Origin of the sequence: Kitasatospora indigofera (assembly GCF_014655955.1) — a bacterium.
GTDB classification, from domain to species: domain Bacteria; phylum Actinomycetota; class Actinomycetes; order Streptomycetales; family Streptomycetaceae; genus Kitasatospora; species Kitasatospora indigofera.
On sequence record NZ_BNBO01000067.1, the window covers coordinates 1 to 18,482 of the forward strand.

The 18,482-nt window shown below is 74.9% G+C and carries 10 protein-coding genes; 5 read left to right on the forward strand and 5 right to left on the reverse strand.

The window, feature by feature from the left end; all coding sequences use genetic code 11:
* Positions 1–44: 44 nt before the first annotated feature.
* On the forward strand, positions 45–1,646 hold the full coding sequence (locus IE329_RS34870) for an AMP-binding protein (RefSeq protein ID WP_190215045.1): 1,602 nt from the start codon (positions 45–47) through the stop codon (positions 1,644–1,646).
* A gap of 149 nt (positions 1,647–1,795) precedes the next feature.
* Complete coding sequence (locus IE329_RS34875) at positions 1,796–2,542, forward strand: SDR family oxidoreductase (protein WP_190215046.1); 747 nt, start codon at positions 1,796–1,798, stop codon at positions 2,540–2,542.
* Positions 2,543–2,740: 198 nt separating this feature from the next.
* Here the strand turns inward: IE329_RS34875 and IE329_RS34880 are convergent, their stop codons facing one another.
* On the reverse strand, positions 2,741–3,133 hold the full coding sequence (locus IE329_RS34880) for a hypothetical protein (RefSeq protein ID WP_229928006.1): 393 nt from the start codon (positions 3,131–3,133) through the stop codon (positions 2,741–2,743).
* 235 nt (positions 3,134–3,368) lie between these two features.
* Between IE329_RS34880 and IE329_RS34885 the strand changes: the two genes are divergently transcribed.
* From IE329_RS34885 to IE329_RS34895, 3 genes are all read left to right on the forward strand, one after another.
* Positions 3,369–4,172 (forward strand): HAD family hydrolase, encoded by an 804-nt coding sequence (locus tag IE329_RS34885; RefSeq protein ID WP_229928007.1) that lies wholly within the window; start codon positions 3,369–3,371, stop codon positions 4,170–4,172.
* A gap of 635 nt (positions 4,173–4,807) precedes the next feature.
* Entirely contained in the window at positions 4,808–5,512 is a 705-nt protein-coding gene (locus IE329_RS34890; protein ID WP_190215047.1) for a hypothetical protein, read from the forward strand.
* A 193-nt stretch (positions 5,513–5,705) separates the two neighbouring features.
* Positions 5,706–6,656 (forward strand): hypothetical protein, encoded by a 951-nt coding sequence (locus tag IE329_RS34895; RefSeq protein ID WP_229928008.1) that lies wholly within the window; start codon positions 5,706–5,708, stop codon positions 6,654–6,656.
* Between the two features lie 142 nt (positions 6,657–6,798).
* Here the strand turns inward: IE329_RS34895 and IE329_RS34900 are convergent, their stop codons facing one another.
* The 4 genes from IE329_RS34900 to IE329_RS34915 all read right to left on the reverse strand — a co-directional run bounded on the left by IE329_RS34900 (position 6,799) and on the right by IE329_RS34915 (position 18,380).
* Positions 6,799–14,301, reverse strand: a complete 7,503-nt coding sequence (locus IE329_RS34900) for a WXG100-like domain-containing protein (RefSeq protein WP_190215048.1) — start codon at positions 14,299–14,301, stop codon at positions 6,799–6,801.
* A 4-nt stretch (positions 14,302–14,305) separates the two neighbouring features.
* Positions 14,306–15,226 (reverse strand): hypothetical protein, encoded by a 921-nt coding sequence (locus IE329_RS34905; RefSeq protein ID WP_190215049.1) that lies wholly within the window; start codon positions 15,224–15,226, stop codon positions 14,306–14,308.
* Between the two features lie 81 nt (positions 15,227–15,307).
* Entirely contained in the window at positions 15,308–17,599 is a 2,292-nt protein-coding gene (locus IE329_RS34910) for a WXG100-like domain-containing protein (RefSeq protein WP_190215050.1), read from the reverse strand.
* Between the two features lie 226 nt (positions 17,600–17,825).
* On the reverse strand, positions 17,826–18,380 hold the full coding sequence (locus tag IE329_RS34915; protein ID WP_190215051.1) for a hypothetical protein: 555 nt from the start codon (positions 18,378–18,380) through the stop codon (positions 17,826–17,828).
* Positions 18,381–18,482 lie beyond the last annotated feature (102 nt).

Genomic DNA, 18,482 nt, shown 5'->3' on the forward strand with positions numbered 1-18,482 from the left:
TTCCAGCCGGGCCTGAGCACCTACCGTCGCGGGGACGCGGCGTCATGATCTTCACCGGGCCGCACCCGCCGACCCCCGTCCCCGACACATCGTTCAGCTCGTTCGTGCTGGAGCACGCCCGGCGCCACGCGGACCAGGTCGCGCTCGTCGACGTGAAGGGTGAGGTCTCCTTCACGTACGGGGAACTGCTCGCCGCCGTGGAGCGGGTGGCGGGCGCCCTGCGCACCCGCGGGTTCGGCCCGGGGGACGTACTGGCCCTGCTCGCCCCCAACCTCCCGGAATACCCCGTGGTGTTCCACGCGGCGGCCTCGGCCGGCGGCACCGTGGTGGTGCTCAACCCGCTCGACACCACACCGGACCTCCTCGCCCACCTGAACGGCGCGGGCGCGGTCGTCCTGGTGACGACCGAGGAGCAGGCGGCCAGGGCGGCGGAGCTGGTGGCGGGCAGCAAGCTGCGGGAGGTGGTGGTGTTCGGGCAGGCGCCCGGCACGACGCCGTTCGCGGAGCTGCTGGCCCACGACGACCTCGCCGACGGCCCCGCGTCCGGCACCCTCGCGCCGGGCCCGGCGACCGGCCCGCTCCGGGTCACGGACGTCGACGCGGCCGGCGACGTGGTGGCGCTGCTGCACTCCTCGGGAAGCACAGGACGCCCCAAGGCAGTGATGCTGACCCACCGCAACATGTCCGCCAACGTCCTGCAGACCTGCACGGCCACACCCCTGGACGAGCGGGAGCGGGTCCTGGCGGTGGCACCGTTCCACCACGCCTTCGGGCTCCTGATGGTGATGAACTCCAGCCTGCGCCAGGGCGCCACCGTGGTCACCATGCCGCGCTTCGACCCGCAGGCCTACCTGCAGGCGATCCAGGACCACCGGATCACCCGCCTGTACGTGGTGCCGACCATCGCCGTGCTCCTCGCCCGCAGCCCCCTCGTCGATCAGTTCGACCTGTCGTCGGTGCGCACCATCGTCTCCGGCGGCGCCGCGCTCGACCCCCGGATCGCCCGGATCTGCGAGGAACGGCTCGGCTGCCGCGTCGGGCAGGGGTACGGACTCACCGAGGGCCTGGTGTCGTTCATGCAGATCGACGGATCCCCGGCGGGATCGGTGGGCCGGGCGACCCCCAACATCGAGTTCAAGATCGTGGACATCACCACCGGCCAGGCCCTGGGCCCCGGCCAGGAAGGTGAAGTCCTGATCCGCGGCCCGCACGTCATGAAGGGGTACCTCGACGCACCCGAGGCGACGCGCGAGGCACTGGAACCCGACGGATTCCTGCACACCGGCGACCTCGCACGCGCCGACGGCGACGGCGAACTGTTCCTCGTCGACCGGATCAAGGAACTCATCAAGTACAAGGGCCAGCAGGTCTCACCGGTGGAACTCGAAGCGGTCCTGATGACGCACCCCAAGGTCACCGACGCCGCCGTCATCGGCGTACCCGACGAGGAGGCCAGCGAGATCCCCAAGGCGTTCCTCGTGGTGAAGGAGCCCGTCACGGCCCAGGAGATCATCACCTTCGTCGCCGAACGCGTCGCACCCTACAAGAAGATCCGTCAGGTCCAGTTCATCGACGCCATCCCCCGCACCCCCGTCGGCAAGACCCAACGCCGCGCCCTGAAGCAGCACCAGGACGCAACCCCGTAACCCGCCGGACCGTGCGAGGCAGGACCACCCCCGGAACGCCCGGACGGCACGAGGCGGAGCGGGCCGGGGACCCGCCGGACGGTGGACGATCACCCTCCCGGGCCGGGACCCTCCCGGCCCGGGGCTCGACCAGGATTCAGGAGGACGTCATGAGTGACCTGTCCGGCAGGACCACGATCGTGGTCGGAGCCAGCCGCGGACTCGGACACGGCATCGCGACATCGCTCGCCGAGGCCGGCGCCCCCGTGGTGGCCGTCTCCCGCAGCACCGCAGAATTCACCGCCCCCACCAACGGCGAAGGCAGCATCCGGGTCGAGACCGCCGACGCGGCCGACGCCTCGTCAGCCGGCCGCCTCCTGGACCTCCACGAACCCGACAACGTCGTCCTCGTCGCCGGCGCCAACCCCCACATGCGCCCCCTTCAGCACCACACCTGGGAGTCCTTCTCCGCCACCTGGGAGACCGACGTACGGATCACCTTCCACTGGCTGCGGGAGATCCTCCTCAAGCCGCTGCGCCCCGGAGCCCGCGTCATCGCCATCAGCAGCGGCGCCGCCCTCGCCGGCTCCCCCCTGAGCGGCGGCTACGCCGGCGCGAAGGCCACCCAACGCTTCATCACCGGCTACGCGCAGGACGAAGCACAACGCGCCGCCCTCGACATCACCTTCACCAGCGTCCTGCCCCGCATGACACCGGCCACCGAACTCGGCCGCACCGCCGCACGCGCCTACGCCGTCCGCGACAACCAGACCCAGGAGGAATACCTCCGACACATGGGGCCCACACTCACGCCCCAGATCACCGGTGAGGCCATCGTCAACCTCATCCGTACGCAAAGCACTGACATCGCACCCGCCTACCTCCTCACCGGCGGCGGCCTCAAGCCACTCAACTGACGCGCCAGCCACAGCTCGTGGCCTTCACGGTCGCCGGGTGCCTGTCACCGGCGGTGGCTGCTCCGGGCCCGCGCCCGGCGCCGTCGGATCCGTTCCCGGGCCGGCCAGGCCGGGTGCGGCGTCGGTGCTGGGCCAAGGACCCTGCCACGACCGGTCTGCCACGGCCCGAGCCAGCTCAGCGTCGTACTCGACGGCACGCTACGGTCGCAGCCGTGGGGCGGCAGGATCAAGCTCCACAGCTGGCGCACCAGGCCGTCCAGCAGTAGAGGCTGTCGTCCGCCCGTCGATGCCGCGCGCCGGCCGGGCCGGCTCACCCAGGATTCCGGTCGCGATCTCCAGGTCGAACTCCGCGCCCTCCGCTGCCAGTTCCTGGACCCACAGCGCGCCGGCCTCGGCCGGCTCGGCCCCGTCGGCAGCGGCGAGCGCGTGTCGAAGTGCCTCGGAAGCGACGAAGACCGTGGGGCCGTCTCCGTCGTCGAGGTCGGCGATGACGACCGGCTCGTCGGCTTCGACGAGCTCCTCGAAGCTGCGACCGGTGAAGATGCTCTCCCACTCGATCACCGCTTCAGACGTGTCGAAGTTGCCGAACACGAGCGTCTCGAAGACACCTTCGGGCCCGTGGCCCACAACTGCCGCCGCGGCTTCGTGGTCCGGCGCGACGCAGAAGTTGACGATGCTGCAGGGATTCGTGCCGGCCGGCCGAGCCGAAGGCCGGGAGGCGCCGCAGGATCAGCCCGGCCGACGGCGGGACCGCCGGGCCGACCGCCGGACCGATCGACTCCCGGACGGCCCGCACCGCAGGCACCCCCTTGAGTAAACTCCTTCGATGGAACGATTTCGTCTGGTCGCCACCGATCTCGACGGCACCCTGCTGGACGGGCAGCGCGGTCTCTCCGAGCGCACCCGACGGGCCCTGCGGACCGCCGAGGACGCCGGGGCGGAGGTGGTGCTGGTCACCGCCCGGCCTCCGCGCTACGTCGACAGGCTCGCCGATGCCTACGGATTGACCGGAACGGCGGTCTGCAGCAACGGCGCCATGGTCTACGACATCGCATCCCGCACCGTGACCATGTCACGTACGCTCCCCCGGGGCTCGGCCCGCCGCATTGCCGACGCACTGTCAGCGAGCTTTCCCGATATCGGCTTTGCCCTCGAAACCGGCCACAAGGTCCTGATCGCACCGGAGTTCGGACTGCGCCACACCGGGGACGGCGCCGCCGAGCACGAGATCCCCAGCAGTGAGCAGCTGTGGGTGACGGAGGATCCGATCGTCAAACTTCTCGCCTGGTCGGCCCGGGCCCACGCCGACGCCCTGCTCGCCGCCGCCGAGACCTCCCTGGGCCCGGTCGCGTCCTTCACCCACTCCGGCGGCGCCGGCCTGCTGGAGGTCAGCGCCTCGGGCGTCACCAAGGCGGGCACGCTGGCCGGGCTCTGCTCGGACCGGGGCATCGGCGCCGACGAGGTGGTCGCCTTCGGCGACATGCCCAACGACCTGAGCGTCCTCAGCTGGGCCGGAGCCGGCTACGCGGTGGCCAACGCCCACCCGGCGGTCCTGTCGGCGGTCACCCGGCACACCCGGTCCAACGAGGAGGACGGCGTGGCAGCCGTGCTGGAGGAGCTCTTCGCCTGACGGCGCCCCCGGGGCCTGCGACTCCGGCGGCCCCGGAGTCGCGCCCCCTGCCGCTCCCGGCCGCGTCCACGACGGGGTCGGCCCCACCACGGGGCCCATCCTGCGAACACGGCTGCGACGCGCGGGGCCACGGGGCATCCGAGTGCAACTCTATGGTTGCGCCTGCGGAGGTGATGTGCAACTATCGAGTTGCATCAACGGCGACAGTGAATGGAGTTCCCCATGAGCGACGCACTGATCGAAGGCGGATCCCCGGCCGCGGTACCCGACGACCTGATCTGGTCCCTGCTGGCGGACCCCGGCTCGTGCGTGGCCGAAGGGTGACCACGGAGGGCCCCCGGTAACGCCCGGCGGCCCCCACCGGCGGCGCCCGGTGCTCCCCGCTCCGGTGGCGCTCCGACCCCGCCGGCATCACCTGCCCCACCCCGCCCGGCCCGTGTGCCGCCGTGGCCCGTGACCAGCCCGGGCCGGCACCCGGGCCCGCCGTCGGGCGCCGCCCGCGACCCGAACCGTCCACCCGACCGACCCCGCCCCGCCGTCCCGGGCCGCGGGCCGTCGACGTCGCCCGGGCGGCCACGGCCGGCCCCCAGGACGGGCCACCCTCGACCACCCGCCGCACCGACCAGGAGAACGCCATGACACACCGGCCGTCGCACCTCGTCACCGTCGCCCTCCCGGCCGCCAGGGAACATCACTCCAAGGAGATCCTGCACGTCACGCCCCTGCACCTGCAGCAGGCGCTGGAGACGGCGGAGGCCTTCCAACAGGCTGACCCCGGCCGGGGCAGGGCCTTCGACCACGCGAGCATCCTGGGGGCCGCGCGGAACCTGCCCGACAGCACCCTGCTGCGGACCACCGACAGCACGCTGGTCGAGGACACCATCCGGGTCAGCACCCTGGTCACCGAACTCGGCGGTCACCTGTTCTCGACCCTCCAACTGGACTACACCGACGTCCACTTCAGGAGTCAGGTGAACGCCGCGCTCACCAACGCCCTCACCGGCCTCGCCGAACAGCACGACGACAGCTGGCTGCACTGGCTGGCCACCGACGGCACCAGCACGGGCTACCGCTACAACCTGTTCCTCGTGCTGCAGAACGAGGAGACGGCCGACAACCTGGCCGCCGCGCAGATCAGCCTGACCGTCACGGTCGGCCTGCCGAAGCACCGGGTGCTGCGCCTCACCACCGGCGACACGGCCCGCTTCAGCCTGCGCGTCCAGGCCCTGCATCTCGTCCAGGCCCTGCAGCCCGACCTCGCCCTGCGGGCTCCCGCGCCCCAGCAGTTGGCCTCGGTGCCGCCGCCGGCCACCGGACAGCCGCTCCCCCACCGCTCCTGAGAGGCCCCGGGCTGCCGCGGTACGAACGGCGGAAGCCGGCCCACCCGGGCGCGTCCCCCTGGCACGTCTCCCGAGCCCCGGCGCGGGCGGGACGGGGCGGCGGACGGTGCCCGGGGCGGGACCGCCGGAGCAGCCTGCTCCCGCCGGGCGGCCGGTGGCCGGCCCCGCGCAGGCATGTGCCAGGATGACGCCGGTGTCGATGTTGATCCTCAAGCTGCTGCTCGCCCCCGCACTGGTGGTCGCCTCCACCCTGGCCGGCCGCCGTTGGGGGCCGGCGCTGACGGGCACCCTGGTGGCCCTGCCGATCGTGGCCGGGCCGATCCTGTTCATCACCTGGCTGGAGCACGGCCGGGAGTTCACGGCGCGGGCCGCCGGGGCCTCGCTGCTCGGGCTGGTCTCGCTGGCCCTGTTCGCGGTCGTCTTCGCCCGGCTCGCCCGGACGGCGCGGGCCGGACACTGGGCGGTCACCCTGGTGCTGGCCTGGACGGTCTGCCTGGCCGCGGACCTCGTGCTCGGCCGGCTCTCCGTACCGCCGGCCCTGGCGCTGTGCCTGGCGCTGGCCGCGACGGCCTGCGGGGCGAAGGCGCTCGGCCGGGCCCGCCCGGCCGAGCTGCCGAGGGCAGCGCCGCCGCCGCGCTGGGACCTCCCGGCCCGCGCCGCGGCGACGGCGCTGCTGGTCACCGCGCTGACCACGGCCGCCTCGCACCTCGGGCCCGACCTGACGGGTGTGCTCGCGCCCTTCCCCATCGGCACCAGCGTGGTCGCGACCTTCGCCCTCGCCCAGGGCGGGGCCGCGGTGGCGGAGGCGACCCTGCGCGGGGTGCTGCGCGGCCTGCTGGGCTTCACCGCCTTCTGCTACCTGGTCGCCGTACTGACCGAACCCCTGGGCGGCGCGGCCACGTTCGGCATCGCCTTCGTCTGCACGCCGGCCCTGCAACTGGGCCTGGTCCGGGCGCAGGGAGCCCTCGCGGCACGTCGGGCCGCCCCGGGTGCTCGCCCGGGGGCGGCCTCCGTCGACGGCTCACCCGGGGGGACGCCGACCGGCGGGCTCGCCCCGTCCCCGCCCTCGTCCCCGTCGGCCGCCTCCGGTCCTCACGGCGGGTTGTCGTCCACCGCCGCGGAAGGCCGCCTGCCGTCCCCCTGAACGTCCGGGCGACGTACGGCCTCCGCGCCGCTCCCGGGGGCGACAGCCGGCGGCCGGTGCGCCGGCACCGGCACCGGCCGCGACGGCCGCTCGCCCGGCGTGCCGTCAGGGCGAGGAGCCCCGCCCTGACGGCACGGCAGGATCAGCCCCCGCCGGCAGCGGCAGCGGCGTCGTCGGCCTGGTCCAGCAGGTTCCGCAGGGCGCGCTGCTGCTCGGAGCGGCTGGTGGTGGCGCCGAGCCCCTGGTAGTAGGCGGTCAGCCCGGCCAGTGCGCCGGCCGCGTCGGACGGGCGGTCCGCCTGCTGGACCTGCTGGAACCACTGCTCCAGCCGATCGCGGTGGGCCCGTTCCGGCACGTTGAACCGGTCGATCGTGAACTCCTCGCGCCAGACGCCCCAGGACCTCTCCACCGCGGCACGTCCGTTGTCGCCGAAGACCGTGGTGAGCGAGCGCTCCCACGCGCCGAGCCCCGACAGGTACCTGGCCCCCAGGGCGGAGTCCAGCGGCCGGAGCCGGCCGGCCTGCAGCAGCAGTTGCATGTTCTTGTCGCTGAAGGACCGGTCGGCCAGGTGGTTGATCGTCTCCGGGCCGACCGGACCGAGCGTGGCCGCCATGTTCGCCCAGCTCAGGTACGCCTGGTCGAGCCGCTCCCCCGCCATCCCGAACGGTGCCGCGCCGTCGAAGTGACTGGCGACCACCTGGTCGTGCTGCCCGGAGCCGATCTGCCCGAGGTCCAACTCGCCGCTCGCGGTGGCCCTGGCCAGCTGGAAGGCGTCCACGAAAGTGGTGTGCGGCAGCTTCTGGTGGGCGACCACGAAGAGCCGGATCAGATCGCTGGTCCGGGCCGGGCGCATCGTGGGCGGGGTGTTCTCGATGTCCGCCAGCTCGCTCCGGGCGTGGTCGACCAGCGCGCGGGTGGGGCCGTCCAGGTCCTGGATGCCGTGCATCTCGTCGAAGCGCGCGCCCAGCCAGCCCTCCAGGACCTGCGGGCTCCTGCCCTCGAAGGAGAGCAGCGAGGCCCGCATGAACGACCAGGACGCGGCGTGCGAGTTCTGCGTCTGGTACTGGGTGCCCGGCCGGGCCTGCTCGCTGAGCATGATCCGGCCGATCAGGGACGGGTCGTGCCGGTCGACGGCGATGTCCGCGACCAGGTCGCTGTCGGCGTCGTAGCGCCGGAAGGCCTCCACGGTCGGCGGCAGAGCCGTGTGCAGCTGGACCGGCACCGGCGTCGCCAGGTTGAGCAGGCCCTCGATCTCGGCCTTGCGGCCCGGCGTCAGGTAGTCCGGGAACGCCCGGTGCAGGCTCTTGATCAGGTGTTCCCTGGCAGCGGCGGCGTCCTCCTTGGTCAGCGCGTTGTTCTCCTTGATGTCCAGCAGGGTCCCGACCACCTCGCGCGCGGCGGGGGCCGGACCCTCGCCGCGCACGTAGCGGTCGATCCGGTCGATCATGCCGGCCTCGCCCCGGCCCTTGGCCGCGCCGTCGGCGAAGGAGGCGAAGGAGGTGATCTGGGACAGCTCGATGTAGCCGGAGACCAGGTCGCCGAGGTTGCGGTGCCAGTCCGGCAGGGGCAGGTCGGCCGGCGGCCGCTCCGGGAGCGTCCCGAGCCGGCCCATGATGTCGTTCCAGCGTTCCACCACCATCTGGTGGTCGGCCGCCGCCGCGCCCTTCGGCAGCGGCCGGAAGTTCTGGAACTCCTTGATGTCGGAGACCAGTTCGTTCCAGACGGACTCCGCCGTACGGTTCGCCAGGCCCTCCGCCGCACGCCGGGTGAGCACCCACGGGACGGTGTGCGAACGCTGGTCGGTGCCGAACCGGGTCATCGGCCGGTCGTTGGACGGGAGCACCTCGGTCAGCCACACCTGGTCACCGCGGAGCGGGAAGCGGGGGTCGCCGGTGAAACCGGTCTGCACGGCGACCGGCAGCGGCCGGCGCGGCGGGGCCGCCGGCGGCACCGCCGCGCCCGGTTCGGGGCTCGGGGAGTGGACGCCCATGTCCTCGTCCAGGGCGGGGCTGGGGGTGCGGGAGTCCGTGTCCATCGGTGTGTGGCCGTCGGAGTGGCCGGTGGTGTGGTGGGACGGGATGTGCGGGGCCGGGGCGTGCGGGGCCGGGGTCTGGTGGGGGGCGGTGTGGTGGGACGCGGCGGCCTGGTGGGCACCGCCCTGACCCGTCGGTGCGGGCGGCGGGGGCGGCGGGGACTGCGTCGGGTGCAGGCCGCGGGAGACCGGGCCGGTGGTGAACGCGGGCGGCGGCGGGGGCGGGGGCGGCGGAGCCGAGGAGGTGTGGGTGTCGGGGTTCGGGGTGGGCAGGGGCGGACCGGTCGGGGCGCCCCGGTCGGTGGTCGAAGTGGAGCCGCCGGCACGGGCGTTGGTGCTCCCGTTGCCGTTCCCGTTGGCGGCAGCAGCGGCGGCCGCCGCCTTCAGACGCTTCGCCTCCTCCTTGGCCGCGCGCAGTTCGGCCAGCTGCTCGGGAGTCGGCTTGGCGCCCTTCGGTTCCCTCGCGGGCCGGGCCGTCGGTTCGCTGCCGAGGCGCTGGGAGATCTCCTCCAAGGTGTGCAGTTGCGCCGGGGTGAAACGGTCCGCCGAGTGCTTGGAGACCTCCGCGACCACGTCCGCCAGCTTGCCGATCGCCGGCCGCATCGACTCGCGGCCGTCCCGCAGGTGGTCGAGCGCGGCCGGGTCCAGCTTGGAGTGCAGCGTCAGCACGTCCAGGGCGTCGCGGACCCGCTTCTCCCGGAGCAGCGCCACGTCCACCTTGGCGTCCTGCTTGCGCATCGCGAGCGCGGCGAGCTTGTCGCCCAGCAGGTCCTCGCTCGCCACCACCTTCAGCGGGACAGTCTCGCCGTTGTGGGTCTCGCCGTTGACGACCACCTCCATCGGGTGCTCCTGCGAGCGCACCGGCGCCAGCGTGATGCTGACGTCGAGCCCGCCGAAGCGACCGGTCACCGTGGTCGAAGCGGTGCGCCGGCCGGGCACCACCTGGCTGTCGGTGAGCACCTCGTCCGCAAGGAAGCGGAGCACCTCGTTGGGGTTCCTGATCCCGTCGCCGCCGAAGGAGAGACGCATGTCCAGGTCCTGGACCGGACGGTGCAGTTGGAGGGCGGCGACGCCCCCGCCGCCGCCGAGCACCAGCGAGCCGGGCGGCAGGCCGAGGCCGCTCCCGCCGAGCCGCTCGACGACGGTCTGCTCCAGGAGCGCGGCGGTGCCGAGCCGGAACTCGGACTCCGCCGTCTCGTGGTCGGTCATGCCGTCGGGCGTGGGGTGGCTGGTGGGCGTCGGCGGCGGGGGCGGCACCGGGTGTGCGGAGTTGGGCGTGCCGTGCGCCCCCGGGGTGGGCGCCGCGCTGCCGGGGACCGGCGGCGGGGCGTGCGAAGGGGCCGGCGGCGGGGTGTGGGCGGGCGGGGTGTGGCTGGGCGGGGCCGTCGCGGGGGCGGAGCGGTCCACGCCCTCCATGAAGTCCCGGAACCCTTCGTACATGTCGTTCTCGGCCCGGGTGGCCACGACGGGGTTCGCCGGTGCGTGCGTACCGGGGACGGGATCCGGACCGTAGAGCCGCTCCAGCAGCGGCAGCAGGGCCGGCTCGTTCGCCCGCACCCAGGCCGGGCCGTTGTTGCGCTGCTGCCCGGTGTGCGGGTCGGTGCCGTGGTTGGTGCCCAGGTAGGCGTTGGTCACCTGGGCGAAGTACTCCAGCTCGTCGCGCGAGCCGTAGTTGTCGACCGGGTTGCCGTGGAGATCCTGGCGCGGCCCGTCCGTCCAGGCCGCGTTCGGGTCGTTCAGCTTGGTCTGGTAGCTGCTGGTGATCGCGGCCCGGTCGGCGGCGGGGAGGCCGTACTGGTGGACGGTGTGGGCGAACTCGTGCGTGGTCGTGGAGTAACCGTCCTGGTAGTGCGTCGCGTTGCCGACCGAGGTGCTCTCCCCGAGCAGGTTCTCCTCGGTGACGGCGGCCCGCCGACCGCCCGAACCGCGCACGTCGTCCCAGCCCCGGCCGCCGCCGGACGAGCCGCCGGCCGTCGTCCCGCGCAGCCCGTGGAAGGCGTTGACCGAGGTCATCGAGACGTCCTTGGGCACCACGACGATGCCGGCCCCGCCCTTCAGCAACGTGGCCGCCACATCGGGGTCCTGGAGCAACCGCTCGGCCTGCGCACGGGCCTGCGCCCGGGCCGAGACCGGCTGGGCGGTACGGCTGTCGACGTCGACCATCAACCGGGCGGCCGTGGTCGCGAACTCCTTCGGCGGCAGGGCGCCGCGCAGCGCGTCCACGAACGCCGGGTCCTTGGCCAGCCAGCGCCGGTACTCCGGGCGCAGCGCGTCCAGCGTCTGCGCCCGCTCCTGCGCGGACATCGTCGGCACGTCCCGGACCAGCTGGGCGGCCTCGGGCGGCCGGGTGATGGTGAACTGCTGCTCCCGGCCCATCTCCTGGGCCGTCCGGCCGACCCGGCCGGTGCCTCCCTGGCGCAGCGCGTCCAGCTCGGCCTGCCGCTGGTTGCGCTCGGTCTGGTGGATCTGCTCGGCCGCCTGCGCGGTCAGCGGACGGTGCGGCGTGCCGGACCCGCCCGGGGTGCCGGCGGGGTTGTTCGGGGCCGGGTGCTGGGTCGGGTGCTGGGTCGGGTTCGGGGTCGGGGCCGGGTTGGCCGTCGGGTGCTGCGCCGACGGCTGCGCCTGCGTCCGCGGCGGGATCGGCGGCGCGGTCCGGCCCGGCACGGACGGAGCCGTCCGCGGCGGGATCGGCGGCGCGGTCCGGCCGGCACTCGACGCCGGGTTCTGCGCCGGGTGCTGCACCGGAGGCTGCTGTCCGGAGGGCTGCGTCTGGCGACGCGGCGGGATCGGCGGAGCCGTCCGACCTCCACCCGAAGCCGGATGCTGCACCGGAGGCTGAACCGGGTTCTGCGTCGGATGCTGCACCGGGGGCTGCTGTCCGGAGGGCTGCGCCTGGCGACGCGGCGGGATCGGCGGAGCCGTCCGACCTCCACCCGAAGCCGGACGCTGCACCGGAGGCTGAACCGGGTTCTGCGTCGGATGCTGCACCGGGGGCTGCTGTCCGGAAGGCTGCGCCTGGCGACGCGGCGGGATCGGCGGAGCCGTCCGACCCCCACCCGAAGCCGGATGCTGCACCGGAGGCTGCTGCCCCGACGGCTGCGCCTGACGACGCGGCGGAATCGGCGGAGCCGTCCGAGTGGACTGCGGCGGCGGGGCTGCCGACGGGCCGCGGGACGTCCCGCTCCGGGGGGCGGCGCCACCCTGGACGCCGTGCGGCGTGGCGGCGGCCGCGCCGGCGTCGGCCGGGGGCGGGGGCGGTACGGACGGGGTCTCGGTCGAGCGGGAGGGCTGGTCGCCCGCCGCCGGCCGGGCGGTGGGGACGGACATGCCGGGCGGCATGCCCGCCGTGTCCAGCCGGCTCGTGCCGGTGTCGGCGGGCTCGCGTGTCGTCGGCACCGGGTGGTCACCCGCCAACGGGTGAGGCGCGACCGGACCGGACGACCCCTGGGAGGTCCCGTGGGCGACCGGCGCACCGCCGGGCGCAGCTGCCGCGTGGGCCGCCGGGGCGGCGGAAGGCGTGGTGTGGCCGGGCGGCGGAGCGGAGGAGGCGGCCGACGTCTCGTGCGGCGTGGCGCTCGGTCCCTGCTGGGGAGTGCTGTGCGCCGGCGGTGGCGGCGGGGTGGTGTCGCGTGCGGGGGCGGCGGAGGCGGCGGGCGCCTCGTGCGGCGTGGCACCCGGCATCTGTTCCGGCGTGCTGTGCACCGGCGGCGCCGTCGTCGGGGTGTGGATCTGGTTCGGGGTCTGGGCCGGGATCTGGTTCGCGGTCGGCTCGGTACGGCTCTCGGCGGACCGGCCGGAGTCGGCGGGAGCCGGGTCGGGGACCGACTGCCGGGGGACGGCGTCCGGTGTGGTGCGGACCGGTGCGTCGGCTGCCGCATGCTGCGGTTCGGGCCGCTGGATGCCGCCGGTGCTGGGCTGGGTGTCGACGTGCCGGTCCGCCGCCGGGGCCGGCTCGGGAGCGCGCACCGGGCTGTCCGGCGCGGCGCCGCGCGGCGCGCCCTCCGTACGGGGCGCGCTCTCCGTACGGGGCGTGCTCTCCGTGACCGGCGTGTGCGACGTGGCCGACGTGTTCGAAGGTTCCGGGGTGTGCGAGGGAGCCTGGGCGTGCGAGGGAGCCGGCGCCGCCTGGTGCGGGACGGCCTCGGGCGTGCTGGCGTGCGGGACGGCCGTTTCGGTACCGCGCGGCGCACTCTCCTGGGCCGGGACGTGCGCGGGGGCCGCGGCGGGCGTCCCGGTGGTGTGGTCGGCGACCGGGTTCGGCGTGGCGGACCGGTCGGAGCCGAAGGGGACCAGGCCACCCGCGCCGGGGCTACGGCCGGCTCCGCCGGCGGCGGCACCGCCGGCGCCGGTCTCGGTCGCCTGGCTGCCCGACGGGGTGTGCCCGGCCGCGGAGGCCGAGGACGCGCCCCCACCGTCGAGGGTGCCTCGGGTACCGGTCCCGCCGGCCGGGCCCTGGTAGGCGGAGGTGGCGGCGTCCGGCCTGGAGAAGGCCGGGGTGCTGTCACCACGCCCGGTCCCGCCGGACGAACCGGCGCCGGACGAAGCCCCCGAGGAAGCGGCGCCGGGCGAAGCAGTACCGGACGAGCCCGCGCCCGCGCCGGGCAGGGAGCCCGCGCCGGAGCCGGACCCCGACAGCGAGCCGCCGACGGGCGTCCCCCCGGTGGTGGTGGCAGTACCGCCGTGGGGCGGCGCGCTGTGCGGGGTGGGCCCGGTCGGCGGGCCGTTGAACCGGCCCTTGATGTTCGCCGAGCCGGCCCGCAGGCCGACCGCGGCGCCGCCGCTGAGGCCCGAGCCGAGCAGGCTCCCGCCCTCGACGTGGCCGGTGGTGATCAGCTGGGTGGACACGTCCGCGCCGACCCCGACCGCCGCGCCGTGCACCATCTTGCCGCCGGTGGTCTGCATGGCGCCGGCCAGGCCGAGCTTCGAGCCGGCACCGCTCAACCCCTTGCCGATCAGGTGCCCGCTGGCCCCGGCCACGGCGCCGCCGAGGGCGTTCTGGCCCAGCTCCTTCATGTCGATGCTCTTGCGGTGGCCCTCCATCAGTTCGATGCTCTGGGCCATCAGGTTGATGGCGGCCATCTGGGCCGCCTGCTTGGCGGCGAACTCCAGGGCCTCCTTCAGCAGCTTCTTGAGGATCTGCTGGACCACCGTCCGGCTGATCCCGACGAACACCGGGATCTCGGCCAGCGAGAGGCCCGCGGTGAACGGCGCCTCCGCCTCGGCGGTGGCGACCTCGAAGGCCAGGATGCCGAGTTGCGCGATGATCTGGATCTTGGCGGTCTCCGCCGAGTTGGCCATCGCCTCCAGCATGTCGCCCATGCCGTTGCAGGCCTGCACCAGTCCGGGGAAGTAGCCCGGGTCCTGCTCGGTGCCCTTGCCCACGGTGAACTGCGCCCAGTGCTTGGCCAACGCCTCGGCGGCCACGCCCTGCTGGCCCTCCAGTGCCCGCTTCAGCGCGGAGTCCGCCGCCTCACCGGCGTCCTTGAGGGTCTCGGCCCCCTGTCGCCAGCGCTCCGCCATGTCGCGCAGCATGTCCTCGTCCGCCTCCGGCCAGCGGGTGCCGGCCAGCAGGAGGAGCACCCACTGAAGGGGTTCGGGCAGCTCGACCGCCATCGGATCAGGCCTTTCGGTTGGTGTGCGACGGCGCGTCGGCGATGCCGCGCAGGGTGGCGGTGGGGAGCATCGGGTCCACCTGGGCGTCCCAGGACGCGGGCCGGCGGACCGCCGCGACGTCCGCCTCGGCACCGCCGCCGAAGACCTCGGCGGTGGCCGCCTCGCTGTTGCGGTAGTTCTCGGTCATCGCCTTCAGGCCGTCGGCGATGTAACGCACGGCCTCGGGCATCCCCTTGAGTCCCTTGAGGGTGCCGGTGCTGTACGTCAGGTAGCCCTTCTCCCCCTCGGCGAACTTCTTGCCCGACTCGTCGTTGCCCCAGGGGGCCGTCGAGTGGGTGTGGTCCAGGTAGGCCGTCAGACCGGTGACCAGCTGGCCGAGCTGGTCGGAGGCGGCGAGCAGCGGACTGATCGCCGCCTGGTACTGCTCAAGGTCGATCTGGAAGCCGCTGCCCGCCGAGCCCGGCACCGTGGCGGCGGCAGCGGTCGGGGAGGTGGGAAGGCCGTCCTGACCCGTGGGGGTGGCCAGCCGCTTGGTAGCCGTCGCCTCCCCCGTCTCCGCACCCGGCGAGTCCTGCGCTGCCCAGGACTCGCCCTCGGGGCTGCGGAGCGCGGCGCTACGGGTCTGGGCGGTGAGCGGATGCACCGCTTCGGCCTCCGTCGGACGCAACGCCGCCTGCATCGGTTCGGCCTCCATCGGACGCAGCCGCTCCGTCACCGGCTGGGCATCCACCACCCGCAACCGCTCCGTCACCGGCTCGGCCTCCATCGGCCGCAACGCCGCCTGCATCGGCTCAGCCTCCATCGGACGCAGCCGCTCCGTCACCGGCTCGGCCTCCATCGGACGCAACCGCTCCGTCACCGGCTCGGCCCGTTGGGCGGCACGGAGGGTCGCCCGGGTCGGCTCCGGCTGGGTCTGCTCATCCACGACGGTTCCACCTCTGGCTGGTCGGGGTGCCGGTCGGAAGAGCGGCGGGGTGACAGCGGGACTGTGACGGGGCGACGGGCGTCATCGGCCGGCCGCCGGTGCCGGCCGGGCGCCGTCGGTGCCCTCCAGCGCGCCGGTGGTGGCCAGCCGGGACAGCGCGGCGCGGAGGAACGGGCTGGGTACCTGGAAGCCGCCCTCCTCCCGCAGGGGTGCGGGGCGCCCGGCCTCGGCTGCGGACGTGGCGCACGCGGGCGCTCCGGCCGCCTGGGCGGGCGCCGGTGCGTCCTCGTCGGGCCGGCCCCGGCGGGCGGCCACCGCACGGGCCCGGTCGAGGTAGGCGTCGTCGCCGGTGGCCGCGGCGTCCGCGGGACCTTGTGCTGCGGCAGACGTGCCAGGAGCGCCCGGGGTGGCCGCCGCGGCAGGCGCAGCGGACGCGAGGTGTGCACCCGCCGGGTCGGTGGCCACCGTGCCGGTGTCGGGGGCATCGGTGCTCGGCGCCCCGGTGCCGAGCACCGCGCTGGCGAGCTGGGTCAGCAGCGCCTGCTCACTGCCGGCGGGGTCCGTGCCGGCGGCGCCGTCCGGACCGGGCCGGCCCGGGCCCTGGGCACCGCTGCCCTGCGCTCCGGTGCCCTGGGGGGCGCCACCCTGGTCGTCGCTGCGGGCGGCGTCCAGCCAGCGGCGCCGCATCTGCTCCATCCGGCGGTCGCCCTGCTCGTGCCGGACGGCCTGCCCCTGGACGCCGGAGTCGGTGACCGTCCCCTCCTCGTCCTCCGGGCCGTACTCGCCGAACCGGCTGGGGCGGACGAAGCGGTCGCCCTCGCCCTTTCCCTTGCGGCCGGCGCCGCCGCCCGGGTGCCCACCCGCGTGGGCGCCGCCCGCGCCTGCGGCCGAGGCCCCGGTGCGGCCGGTACCCGTGCCGGCGCCGGCGGCTCCGCCCGCGCCGCCGCGTCCCGAGCCGGTGCCCGCGCCGAGGCCGGAACGGGTGGAACCCTCGCCGCTGCCCGCGACGCCGAGCCCGGATCGCGCGCTGCCGGCCCGGGCCCCGGCGACCGATCCGCTGCCGACCCCGCGACCGCCGCCGAACCCGCCCGCCCCGCCTCCGGCCGAGCCTCGGCCGGAGCCGCCGGCACCCGGCATGCCGCCGGCGAGGCTCCGTGCGGTCGTCCCCGTGACGCCCCGTCCGGCGGACGCGGCGGTGGTCGAGCCCGGCGTGAACCGGCTGCCGGAGGAGGACGGCCGGGCCGCACCGGAGCCGAGCCCGCCCGGCAGGCCCAGCCCGCCGAAGGGGGACGCCCCGCCGAAGGCCCCGCCGAGCGCGCCACCGCTGAGGGACGGGCCCGTTCCGCCCGCGCCGCGACCGCTCCCGCTCCACGGGCTCAGCGCTCCGCCGATCCCGCCGGCCGGGTCGAAGCCGCTCTGCGCCCCGGACAGGCCGGCCAGGCTGAGGCTCGCGGGGTTCGGGCGGTAGACGGGCAGGTCGGCACCGCCCATGCCGATGCCGCCGCTCGACGCGCTGCCCAGTCCGCCGGGGGCCGGCGGCTCGAAGGGCTTGAAGGAGGCGAGTTGCGGCCGGTAGGTGCTGCCGCCGGACCCGCCGACGCCACCCATCCCGTCCGGGAGCGTGCCCGGCATTCCGCCGGGAGCCCCGTCCATGGCGCTGAGGGGGGAGAACTCGGCCGCCGAGCCGCCGGGCGGGACGGCACCGGGGTAGGAGGCCAGGTCCACACCGTCCGGGCGCTGGAGGGTGGAGGGGTCGAACATGGCGCCGGCCGGGGTGCCCCGGGTCGGGGCCGTCGCTCCCCCGCCGTGGCCGCCGAGGGTGGCGACCTGGCCCGCACCGGTCATCCGCTCGATGTGGCCGGCGCTCTCCCGGAGCATCGAGTCGACGCTGGTGCCGACCTGGCCGACGTAACGGTTGTAGGTGTCCGCGGCCGTCTTGATGCCTTCGGACTGGGCGATGTCGTCGTGCTTGCCGGCCGGGTTCTGGTCCATGTACTCCTTCGCGTAACGGAGTTCGCGGACCATCTCGCCCTTGGTCTGGGTGACCGCCTGCTCGGCGCCGCGCAGCGACTGGGCCATCGCGACCCCGGCGTCCAGGGTGGTGACCGCGTGCGACTGGTCGGTGCCGGCGTACTTGCGCAGGTAGGCCTCGAAGCTGTCGGCGGCGGTGCCGGACATGTTGGCCATCGCCCGGTTGGCGCTCGCCACGATGGTGCGGACCGCGGGTTCGGCGGCGGTGTTCCAGGCCTCCCAGGCGGCCGCCAGCTCGGCCAGCAACTCCTCGTTGGCGTTGGGGAACACGATGCTGGACCCGTGCTCGTTGCTCTGGACGACCTTCAGCACCTCGGCGAGGTCGGACGGCAGCTCGATCATGACGAGTCGCTCTCTTCGGCTGGCCGGCTGGCCTGGGACGGATGAGGGGAGGGGGTGACCGACGGCCGGGGCCGGGGCTCCGCGTCTGGCGCCGGGTCACCGGTACGGCGCAGTGGGTGCGATGCTGCGACCACGGCCGGTGCGCGGGCCGGACCGTGGACGGTCCCGGGACGGGCGGACCCGTCCCGGGCGGGTACGGCGGCCCGCGCGGGCGGGCCGCCGCCGGTCAGATGAGCTGGTTGTGCGCGCCCCCGGGCGAGGGGCGCGGGATCGGCTCCTCGTCGGTGTCGCGCTCGTTGTAGTCGAGTTCGGGCGCCGTCGGGTCGTGGTAGACGTCCGCCTGGCCGTGCGGGACGGTCAGGGTGACCGGGTCCTTCTGCGGGATCGGCGGTTCCTGAACCGTGGGCAGGCTCGCCGGGACGGGCTCGGTCTCGCCCCGGCCCCCGTCCAGGGCCCGCAGGTCGACGGCGCGGGCCTCGTCGGTCGCCCGGTAGCGCTGGCACATCAGCTCCAGGTTGGCCGCCAGCTGCGCCGAGTTCTGCAGGTACCGCTTGACGCCCTCGAAGACCTGCTGCTGGTGCTCGGACAGTCCGCCGACCGAGGACGTCCCCCCGGTCAGCGACTTGCCCACGTTGTCGGTGCCGTAGACCGTCGGCTGGATCTGCTTGATCACGGCCTCCAGCCGGGCGGCCGGGGCCTCCAGGTCGTCCAGCATGGTCCGGATCTTCTTGGCCGCAGCCTCGACCTCGTCGAGGTCGATCTGGAACGACGAACCGCTCATGGCCGCCCACCCCACTTTCCCGGGCGCCGATGCCGCCGCCCGTCCCCTTTCCGCCTGCGGCCCGCTGCGGGCCGGAGGCGGTCTTCGTCACGATCCGAGTGC